Origin of the sequence: Bacillus sp. B25(2016b), from assembly GCF_001679765.1 — a bacterium.
GTDB lineage: Bacteria > Bacillota > Bacilli > Bacillales > Bacillaceae_G > Bacillus_A > Bacillus_A thuringiensis_K.
Genome location: NZ_CP016285.1, coordinates 54,326 through 64,429, shown reverse-complemented (window position 1 = coordinate 64,429; position 10,104 = coordinate 54,326). Strand labels below are relative to the sequence as shown.

Below are 10,104 nucleotides of genomic sequence, written 5' to 3'. Positions count from 1 at the left end.
GTTCAAAATGTTATCCGGTATTAGCCCCGGTTTCCCGGAGTTATCCCAGTCTTATGGGCAGGTTACCCACGTGTTACTCACCCGTCCGCCGCTAACTTCATAAGAGCAAGCTCTTAATCCATTCGCTCGACTTGCATGTATTAGGCACGCCGCCAGCGTTCATCCTGAGCCAGGATCAAACTCTCCAATAAAGTTAGTTTGTCTAGCATCTAAAATAAAAATTGACGTTTCACGTTGTTTGTTTCGTTCAGTTTTCAAAGAACTACTTCGTCGCTCGGAAGCGACTTTATCAATATAACATTTCGTTATATTTTCGTCAACAACTTTTTTCAATAAGTTGTTTTTCGTTTGTTTTGTTTGTTACCTTTCGTGGCAACGAATATAAATATACCAGTTTGATTATTAAAATGCAATAGTTTTTCTAATAAAATTTTTAACTTAGTAAAAAAGTATAAAAACAGCACATTTCTTCTATATAAATATAATTTCTCGCACTATCAAGATTTACTATACCCACGCAACTCATGCTCAAATAAAAAAAAGCTTTGGAGAAATCTCCAAAGCTTAGTCTTGTTTATGGCGCATAGCAGGGAATAATAATACATCACGAATAGATGGTGCATTTGTTAATAACATAACTAGACGATCAATACCAATTCCTAATCCACCCGTAGGAGGCATACCGTACTCAAGAGCTTCAATATAATCATCATCCATCATATGAGCTTCGTCATTACCTTGTTCGCGCTCTTTTAATTGCGCTTCAAAACGTTCTTTTTGATCGATTGGATCATTTAATTCAGTGAATGCATTTGCATGTTCACGTGCAACGATAAATAATTCGAAACGATCTGTGAATCGTGGATCTTCATCATTCTTTTTCGCAAGCGGCGAGATTTCTACCGGATGACCGTAAATAAATGTTGGTTGGATTAATTTATCTTCTACTTTTTGTTCGAAGAATTCATTTATAATATGACCAACTTCCATTGTATCTTTAATTTCTACATTATGTTCTTTTGCAAGTTCACGCGCTTCTTCTACACTCATCGGATTCCAGAAATCAGCTCCAGAGTATTGCTTAATCGCATCTACCATATGAAGACGTGTCCATTCTGGTTCTAGATTAATTTCATAATCACCATACTGGATTGTTGTTGTACCCAGTACCTTTTTCGCGATATGAGCAACCATATCTTCTGTTAACTTCATAATATCTTTATAATCAGCGTATGCTTCATATAATTCAATCATCGTAAACTCAGGGTTATGACGAGTTGATACACCCTCATTACGGAATACACGGCCGATCTCATATACTTTTTCTAAACCACCCACAATAAGACGCTTTAAATGTAGCTCAATTGCGATACGCATATATAATTCCATATCTAACGCATTATGGTGTGTAGTGAAAGGACGCGCAGAAGCTCCACCTGCAATTGCATGCATCATAGGTGTTTCCACTTCAAGATAACCGTTGTCATCTAGGTATCTTCTCATCTCACGAATGATTTTACTACGAGTAACGAACGTTTCACGACTTTCCATACTTGTAATCAAGTCTAAGTAACGTTGACGGTAGCGTTGTTCAACATCTTTTAATCCATGGTATTTATCTGGTAATGGACGAAGAGATTTCGTTAATAGCGTAAAGCCTGTTGCTTTTACTGAAAGTTCTCCAACGTTTGTTTTGAACACTTTACCTTCAATACCTACTAAATCACCTAAATCTGCTGTTTTAAATAATTCGTACTCGTCATCTCCAACAGCATCTTTACGAACATAAATTTGAACTTGTCCATGTAAATCTTGAACGTGTGCAAATCCAGCTTTCCCTTTTCCGCGTTTTGTCATAATACGACCAGCGATAGAAACAGCGATTTCCTTCTCCTCTAATTCTTCCTTAGAGAACTCTCCATATAGACTCACTAAGTCAGTTGTTGAATTTGTGCGTTCAAATCTTTTACCGAACGGGTCAATTCCTTGTTCACGTAAATTATGTAGCTTTTCACGACGAACAATCAATTGGTCGTTTAATTCTTCGTGGTTCATGTTATCCATGATATTGATATCACTCCAGCTCTATTTAATTTTACAATATATACAGTATAGCATTTTCTACTCAACTAGAAAAACTGCCAGCAACTAACTGGCAGCTCTTCTTTCTTTCACGTAATTATAGGAAGTGTATAGAAGAATGTCAATCTCCTATGTCCATTATTAACCAACGTAAATTGTTTGTTGTTTCGCTTCCACTTCTTCTACAAATGTACCTAACACATTCGCAAGGTCTTCCCGTGTGTTACAAGCATTAATACCATTACGTACACTCGCATTACCACGAACACCTTTTAAATACCAAGCTGCATGTTTTCTCATCTCTCTTACAGCGACACTTTCATTCTTTAAGTCGATAAGACGATCTAGATGCAACATACATACATCAATTTTCTCGCGCACTGTTGGTTCCGGCATTAATTCACCCGTCTCCAAATACTTTACCGTACGATAAATCATCCACGGATCTCCAAGAGCAGCACGACCAATCATAACACCATCTACACCAATTTCATCAAGCATACGCTTTGCATCTTGCGGCGTTGCGACATCACCATTTCCGATAACCGGGATATTTACAGATTGTTTTACTTGTTTAATAATATCCCAATCCGCTTTTCCTTCATACATTTGCACTCGTGTACGTCCGTGAACCGCCACAGCTTGGCCACCAGCACGCTCAACAGCCCTAGCATTTTCTATTGCGAAAATATGTTCTTCATCCCAACCGATACGCATTTTAACTGTAACCGGCTTTTCAACAGCATCTACAACCGCTGCTACCATTTCATATATTTTATTCGGGTCTAAAAGCCACCTTGCCCCCGCATCACATTTAACGATTTTCGGCACTGGACAACCCATATTAATATCAATTATGTCTGCTGTCGTATATTTATCTACATATTTCGCAGCATCTACAAGAGTTTCTTTCTCTCCACCAAAAATTTGTAAACTTAATGGCTTTTCTCTCTCGTCGATATATAACATATCTAATGTTCTTTTATTATTAAGCAATATTGCCTTATCACTTACCATTTCAGCACAAACTAAGCCGGCACCAAATTCTTTTACTGTTAAACGGAATGCAGAGTTACACACTCCCGCCATCGGTGCTAGTACAACCGGATTTTTCATCTCGATATTTGCAATCTTTAACAATCAATCTACTCCTTCCTGTACAATCACTTTGGCATTAATTCCTCTATTGAAACATTTAATGCCTTGGCAACTTCTACTACAAAATCTTGAGAAGGCGACCTATTCCCTCTCTCAACCTCACCTAAAACAGATACAGATACCCCTAGTTCTTTAGCAAAACCTTCTTGTGTATAGCCTTTTAGCTTTCGAAAAGCACGAATGCGTCTTCCCCATTTTTCTGCTTCCATACCGTTACTCCCTCTCGCCTTTTCATTTCTTCTACTTGTGAACGTGAAATGTTTTGTTTTATGTCTTGATTAATCTCTAACAACGGAACGATAACAAAAGCTCTTTCAAACATCCGCGGATGCGGAACAATAAGATTCTCTGCTTCAATATTCTCTTGATTATAAAGTAAAATGTCAAGGTCGATAGTCCTCGGCCCCCACCTAATTTCCCTTTTTCTTCCTAGGTCATTTTCTACTTTTTGTGTTACTTTCAATAATTCTTGTGGTGATAAATTGGTAGAAATTTTTATAACTAAATTTAAAAAGCAACTTTGGTCAGTATAGCCAACTGGCTCAGTTTCATATACAGATGAAATATCATCAACCTGAATATAAGGATTTTTATTTAAAAACTGAATCGCTTCAGTTAGATACGTATAACGCTCTCCAATATTTGACCCTAATGCAATGTAAGCTATATTGTTCATGGACGTCCTCTCGTAATTTCTACTGCTACAGCACGATAATGACCCGGTATCGGTGGATCCGGCTTAATTACCTTAATTGTACAGCGCGAAATACTTTCATATTGTTTTAATATATCTGCAGCAATATTTTCAGCGATACTCTCCACAAGCTTATACTTTCTATCCTCAACAACTTTTCTACATAATTCGAAAAGCTCTCCATAATTGACCGAATGCTCTAAGTCATCACTTTCCCCTGCACACTTTAAATCCAACTCCACCGTTAAGTCAACTTTAAATCTCTGACCTAATTTATTCTCCTCTGGGAACACACCATGATAACCATAAAACTCCATATCATGGATATAAATTTTATCCAATTACCTTACCCCCTTACCAATCATTGCATCCATCATTTTAGCCATACGCGCCATTTCTTTCACATCATGGACACGAACAAACTCACAGCCCTTTTCAATACCAAGACAAACAGTAGCTCCCGTTCCCTCAAGGCGTTCCTCTACTGGCAAATCTAATACGTGCCCAATAAAGGACTTTCTCGAAGTACCTAAGAGAACCGGATAACCTAGCACATTTAACTGTTCTAAATTACGCATCGCCTCTAAGTTCTGCTCAGGTGTTTTAGCAAAACCGATACCTGGATCTAAAATAATATTCTCATCTCGCACACCAGCATTTTTAACAATTTTAATACTGTCATACAAATCAGCAATCATATCCGCCATTAAATTACGATAATTCATATTATCGCGGTTATGCATTAAAATGATGGGTACATCATAATGAGCTGCGACTTCAGCAATTTTTGGCTCCGCCTTCGCTCCCCAAATATCATTAATAATATGAGCACCAGCCTCAATTGCTTGCTTTGCAACTTCAGCTTTATATGTATCGATAGATATAGGCAATTTTACTTCTTTTGAAACTGCTTGAATCATCGGGACAACTCGCTTTATTTCTTCTTCTACTGATACTTTAGCAAAACCTGGGCGAGTAGATTCGCCACCAATATCAATAATATGAGCACCTTCACCTTGCATTTCTTTTGCGTGACGTACCGCAGCATCTACCTCGTTGTAACTCCCACCATCAGAAAACGAATCTGGTGTTACATTTAAAATTCCCATGATTAATGTTTTTTCATTTAAATTCAATGTATATTCGCCGCAGCGTAAATCATAATCCCACTTCAAACTACGCATCTCCTCTTCGTAATTCATTTCTGCTCCATAATTTCTCTCTTTGCATTCCATAAAGGTACATTAAACTTTTTGTAACCACTCCTACTTTACCCGGGAAATCCTGCGCTTCTATACGATAAAGCGGAACAATTTCTTGAATGGAGTTTGTTACGAAGACTTCATCCGCTGAAAGTAGCTCATCTTTTGTAAAGAAACCTTCCTTTACTTCTATATTTAATTGTTCAGCACTCTTTATAATAAACGCACGAGTGATACCATTTAAAATCCCTGTCTCTAACGAAGGCGTATATAAAACATCACCTTTCACAAAAAATAGATTCGAAACAATACCCTCTGCAACATAACCTGCTTCAGTAAGGAAAATACCTTCCTTACTCACAACATTTCCAATTTCACGCTTCCCTAAAATATTATTTAAATAGTGATGAGACTTCAGGCGAAATGTTCCTTCCGGTGTATTTCGCACTTGTTTTAGAATAACACCTTCTTTTTCCGCTACATCCCCCGGCGCTGTTAAAGGTTTTATAAAAACAATAACCGAAGGCTCTTCATACATTTCCGTTTGTAATCCTATTTCATCTATACCCGCTGATACATTAAAACGTACATATGCATGCTCCAATTCATTCTTAGCGAGTAAATTTTTTAAAATAAGCATCACATCATTTTTTGTCATTGTCCATTTAATTTGCAATGTATCCAGCGCTTCTATTAAACGATCATAATGATCATCCAATAAGAAAGGATGACCATTATAAATACGAAACGTTTCAAAAACTCCAAGACCATATAAATAACCATGATCATAAGGAGAAATTTTCGCTTCACTTGCTTCTACATACTGACCATTTACGTAAATTAACATAATGTTGCACTTGGCCTGTATTTACAAATGAAATTCTGTAACAACTCTTTCCCATGAGAAGTCATAATAGATTCCGGATGGAATTGCACACCCTCTATCGGCAATGTCTTATGACGAAGTGCCATAATTTCTCCTTCCTCTGTCCAAGATGTTATCTCTAAGCAATCGGGTAACGTTTCTTTCTTAACAATAAGGGAATGATAGCGCGTCGCAGTAAACGGATTAGGAATATCCGAAAAAATCGTCTTTCCATCATGATGCATAAGCGACGTTTTCCCATGCATTAATCGTTCTGCACGGACAACCTCTCCACCAAACACTTGTGCAATGGATTGATGCCCAAGACAAACTCCAAAAATCGGAATCTTTCCAGCAAAGTATTTAATAACTTCCATACTAATCCCCGCTTCATTAGGACTACATGGACCTGGAGAAATCATTAGAAAATCTGGTTTCATATTCTCAATATCTGAAATGGTCACTTCATCGTTACGTTTAACAACGAGCTCTTGTCCAAGTTCTCCAAGAAACTGCACTAAATTAAATGTAAAAGAATCATAATTATCAATCATTAATATCATTTCTCTCACCTAACCGTTTCTTCGCTACGTTCTTTTGCACGCCATAAAGCAATCGCCTTTTTTAACGACTCTTTATATTCATTTTCTGGATTTGAATCAATTACAATTCCCGCCCCTGCTTGTACATGAGCTTTTCCATCTTTAGCAAGAAGTGTTCTAATTACAATATTCAATTCTGTATCTCCAGAATAACCAATCCAACCGATTGAACCTGTATAAATCCCTCTTCGAATAGGTTCTAATTCCTCAATAATTTCCATCGTACGTATTTTCGGGGCACCAGTAATTGTTCCCCCAGGGAATACAGCCTTCACTAAATCAAAAGCATCTTTATCTTCTTCCACCTCACCACGCACATTAGAAACAATATGCATAACATGTGAGTATTTCTCAATTACCATAAATTCATCTACTTCTACAGTGCCATATTTACAAACACGTCCTAAATCATTTCTTTCTAAATCCACAAGCATTACATGCTCTGCTCTTTCTTTTTCGTTCTCAATTAATTCTCTTGCTAATTCTTCATCCTCTTGCTCATCCGCGCCTCTAGATCTCGTTCCAGCAATTGGTCTTGTACTTACTTCAGTTCCTTGTTTCTTAATTAACAACTCTGGCGATCCACTAACAATTTGAAAATCCCCAAGCTCCAGGTAACCCATATATGGAGATGGATTAATTTCACGAAGACTTGTATAAATTTCTAGTGGGTGTGTCTGTAACGTTCTTTCTTGTCTCGTCGACAAGTTTACTTGGAACACATCACCCGCCCCAATATATTCTTGAATACATTCAACTGCCTTCATAAAGCTGGCTTCAGTAAAAGCAACCGCTTCACTTTTCTTTTCAGGACTTTCAAAGGGCACTGTCACTTCAGGCGCTTCTGTCATCCAAAGACCCTTCCACTCATTTAGCCGTTCTTTTGCCTCTTCATATTTATCTACATAATGCGTAATAATCCATAACACTTGTTCTTTTTGATCATAGACAAATACGTCATCAAATAATAAAAAGAAGATGTCAGGTATATTAATATCATCTTCCGCAAGAGAAGGCAGCTTTTCAATATAACGGATACAGTCATAACTGAAATAGCCAATTGCACCACCTTGAAAAGGCGGATACTCTGGGTTATAGTCCGTCTTCCATTGTTCCATATATTCTTGCATTAAATCTAACGGATTCCCTCGTTTTATTGTTTCCTTACCACTTTCACTTATATGTAACGTTTCATCCTTCCCTTGGATTACCGCTACTGGGTTCAGCCCTACAATGTTATAACGACCGCCACGGCCACTTTCTAACAAAATATGTTGCGATTTACCCTGAGAAAGAAATTTATATTGCTTAAAGAAATCTAACTGATATGGAATAGAAAGCGCTAAAGATTTTCTTCGTTGCATATCAACACCCCGTCTTCTTTTATCCCACCCTCTTAGATAAACCAGCTCAAACTACATAAGTTATTTATATAGAGATTGATTATACTCGAAGGCTAGTGAAAATAATTTAATTATACTACCTCTTATTTTACATGAAGTTTTCTAGTCATTCACTCTTTTCCTATTTCCAATCCCAAAAGAAAAAGCACCCTTTTTCAAGGATGCTTTTTCAATCGCATTTAATTATGATTCAAATTGATAAAGTGGTGTACTTAAATAACGTTCACCATTACTCGGGATAATAACAAGTACCTTTTTCCCTTTACCTAACTTTTTCGCAACTTCTGTTGCTGCATAAATAACCGCGCCTGAAGAGATACCAACTAAAATACCTTCCTCTTTAGCCACTCTTCTCGCATATTCAAATGCTTGCTCTGTTTTCACTTGAATAATTTCATCATATACTTCTACATCCAACGTCTCCGGAACAAATCCCGCCCCAATTCCTTGGATTTTATGTGGACCTGGTTTCCCACCAGATAATACTGGTGAATCTGCAGGTTCTACCGCATAAATTTTAATATCCTTATACGCTTCCTTCAGTACTTCACCAGCACCAGTGATCGTTCCACCTGTACCAATACCTGCAATAAACGCATCTAATTGGTCGCCCATTTGTTCAATAATTTCTGGACCCGTTGTTAAACGGTGAATTTCTGGATTCGATTGGTTTTTGAACTGTTGTGGTATAAAGTAGCCATGCTCTTTTGCTAATTCAGTCGCTTTACGAATTGCTCCACCCATTCCTTCAGGCCCTGGAGTCAATACTAATTCCGCACCGTAAGCACGTAATAAATTACGACGCTCAATACTCATTGTTTCTGGCATTACTAAGATTGCATTATATCCTTTAGCAGCCGCTACCATCGCTAAACCAATTCCTGTGTTACCACTTGTCGGCTCAATGATTGTATCGCCTTCTTTTAATAATCCCTTTTTTTCAGCATCTTCAATCATAGCTAATGCAATACGATCTTTAACGCTACTCCCCGGATTCATAAATTCTAATTTTAAGTATATATCTGCGCTGTCTGATTCTACGATGCGGTTCAACTTAACGATCGGCGTTTTCCCGATTAATTCTGAAACTGATTGTGCCACTCGCATTCCTGTCACTCCTAACACCGAGTATTTTTATTGGTTTTATCTATATTTAGATTTTGTCAGAAAATTCCCTGTTTGTCAATTCATTTGGAGGATTGCTCCTCTTAATTCCCTTATTACAAATTCTCGATTAAATTTGTAATATCTTCTTTAGAGAACTTGTATCGTTCATTACAGAAATGACAGTGAACTTCCGTCTCTTCCTCTTCTTCACGAACTTGCTCTAACTCTGTTTTACCTAAACTAATTAATACACTCTCAATACGCTCGCGTGAGCATGTGCAATTAAATTGAACATCCATTGTTTCTAATACTTTTACTTTATCTTCTCCAAGAACTGCATATAGTAGCTCTTCCGGAGAAAGGCCTTGTTCAATCAACGTTGATACAGGCGGAATCTTTTGTAAACGGTCTTCAATAAATGAAATCGTTTCATCTTGCGCACCCGGCATAATTTGAAGGATAAATCCACCTGCCGCTAATATGCTATCATCTCCATTTACAAGAACACCAACACCTACAGAAGAAGGCGTTTGTTCAGAAACTGCAAAATAATACGTAAAGTCTTCTCCTAATTCTCCTGAAACGATTGGAGATTGACCAATAAACGGCTCACGCATTCCAATATCTTTAATTACAGTTACAAACCCCTCTGTACCTACCGCTTGATATACACGTAACTTCCCTTGTTCTGTTCCTTCAAAATCAACATGCGGATTCGTTACATAACCACGTACATCTCCATTTGCATGAGCATCTACTAAGATAGGGCCAATTGGACCGTTACCTTCTACCTTAATTGTTAACTTTTGCTCACCTTTTAACATTGCACCCATCATTGTACCCGCAGTTAAAGAACGCCCTAGTGCCGCTGAAGCTGTTCTCCATGTATCATGACGTCTTTGCGCCTCACTTACTGTATTTGTTGTACGCACACTATACGCACGCACTTCTCCATCAAACGCTAACGCTTTTACTAAATAATCTTTCATAC

The 10,104-nt window shown here is 37.6% G+C and carries 11 protein-coding genes; all 11 read right to left on the bottom strand.

Annotated features, from left to right (window positions below; all coding sequences use genetic code 11):
- Positions 1–564: 564 nt before the first annotated feature.
- Positions 565–2,064: a lysine--tRNA ligase gene (lysS, locus tag BAQ53_RS00360; RefSeq protein WP_000369668.1), complete on the bottom strand. Its 1,500-nt coding sequence runs from the start codon at positions 2,062–2,064 to the stop codon at positions 565–567.
- Positions 2,065–2,223: 159 nt separating this feature from the next.
- Positions 2,224–3,222 (bottom strand): tRNA dihydrouridine synthase DusB, encoded by a 999-nt coding sequence (gene dusB / locus BAQ53_RS00355; protein ID WP_000912251.1) that lies wholly within the window; start codon positions 3,220–3,222, stop codon positions 2,224–2,226.
- 23 nt (positions 3,223–3,245) lie between these two features.
- Positions 3,246–3,449, bottom strand: coding sequence for a helix-turn-helix domain-containing protein (locus tag BAQ53_RS00350; RefSeq protein ID WP_000387031.1), 204 nt, complete (start codon positions 3,447–3,449; stop codon positions 3,246–3,248).
- On the bottom strand, positions 3,401–3,916 hold the full coding sequence (gene folK, locus BAQ53_RS00345) for a 2-amino-4-hydroxy-6-hydroxymethyldihydropteridine diphosphokinase (protein ID WP_001059450.1): 516 nt from the start codon (positions 3,914–3,916) through the stop codon (positions 3,401–3,403). Before folK ends, BAQ53_RS00350 begins: the two co-directional genes overlap by 49 nt.
- On the bottom strand, positions 3,913–4,275 hold the full coding sequence (folB, locus tag BAQ53_RS00340) for a dihydroneopterin aldolase (protein WP_000358055.1): 363 nt from the start codon (positions 4,273–4,275) through the stop codon (positions 3,913–3,915). The genes folK and folB overlap by 4 nt, the downstream gene beginning before the upstream one ends.
- Positions 4,276–5,136 (bottom strand): dihydropteroate synthase, encoded by an 861-nt coding sequence (folP, locus tag BAQ53_RS00335; protein ID WP_002164271.1) that lies wholly within the window; start codon positions 5,134–5,136, stop codon positions 4,276–4,278. It lies immediately after the preceding gene.
- On the bottom strand, positions 5,111–5,983 hold the full coding sequence (pabC, locus tag BAQ53_RS00330; RefSeq protein ID WP_000909875.1) for an aminodeoxychorismate lyase: 873 nt from the start codon (positions 5,981–5,983) through the stop codon (positions 5,111–5,113). Before pabC ends, folP begins: the two co-directional genes overlap by 26 nt.
- Positions 5,977–6,564, bottom strand: coding sequence for an aminodeoxychorismate/anthranilate synthase component II (gene pabA / locus BAQ53_RS00325; protein WP_000602295.1), 588 nt, complete (start codon positions 6,562–6,564; stop codon positions 5,977–5,979). The genes pabC and pabA overlap by 7 nt, the downstream gene beginning before the upstream one ends.
- Positions 6,565–6,569: 5 nt before the next feature.
- The gene (pabB, locus tag BAQ53_RS00320) at positions 6,570–7,967 is read right to left on the bottom strand and encodes an aminodeoxychorismate synthase component I (protein ID WP_208906417.1); all 1,398 of its coding nucleotides are present in this window, start codon (positions 7,965–7,967) and stop codon (positions 6,570–6,572) included.
- 222 nt (positions 7,968–8,189) lie between these two features.
- Complete coding sequence (gene cysK, locus BAQ53_RS00315; RefSeq protein ID WP_001261712.1) at positions 8,190–9,113, bottom strand: cysteine synthase A; 924 nt, start codon at positions 9,111–9,113, stop codon at positions 8,190–8,192.
- 113 nt (positions 9,114–9,226) lie between these two features.
- Positions 9,227–10,102: a redox-regulated molecular chaperone HslO gene (gene hslO, locus BAQ53_RS00310; protein WP_000656372.1), complete on the bottom strand. Its 876-nt coding sequence runs from the start codon at positions 10,100–10,102 to the stop codon at positions 9,227–9,229.
- Positions 10,103–10,104 lie beyond the last annotated feature (2 nt).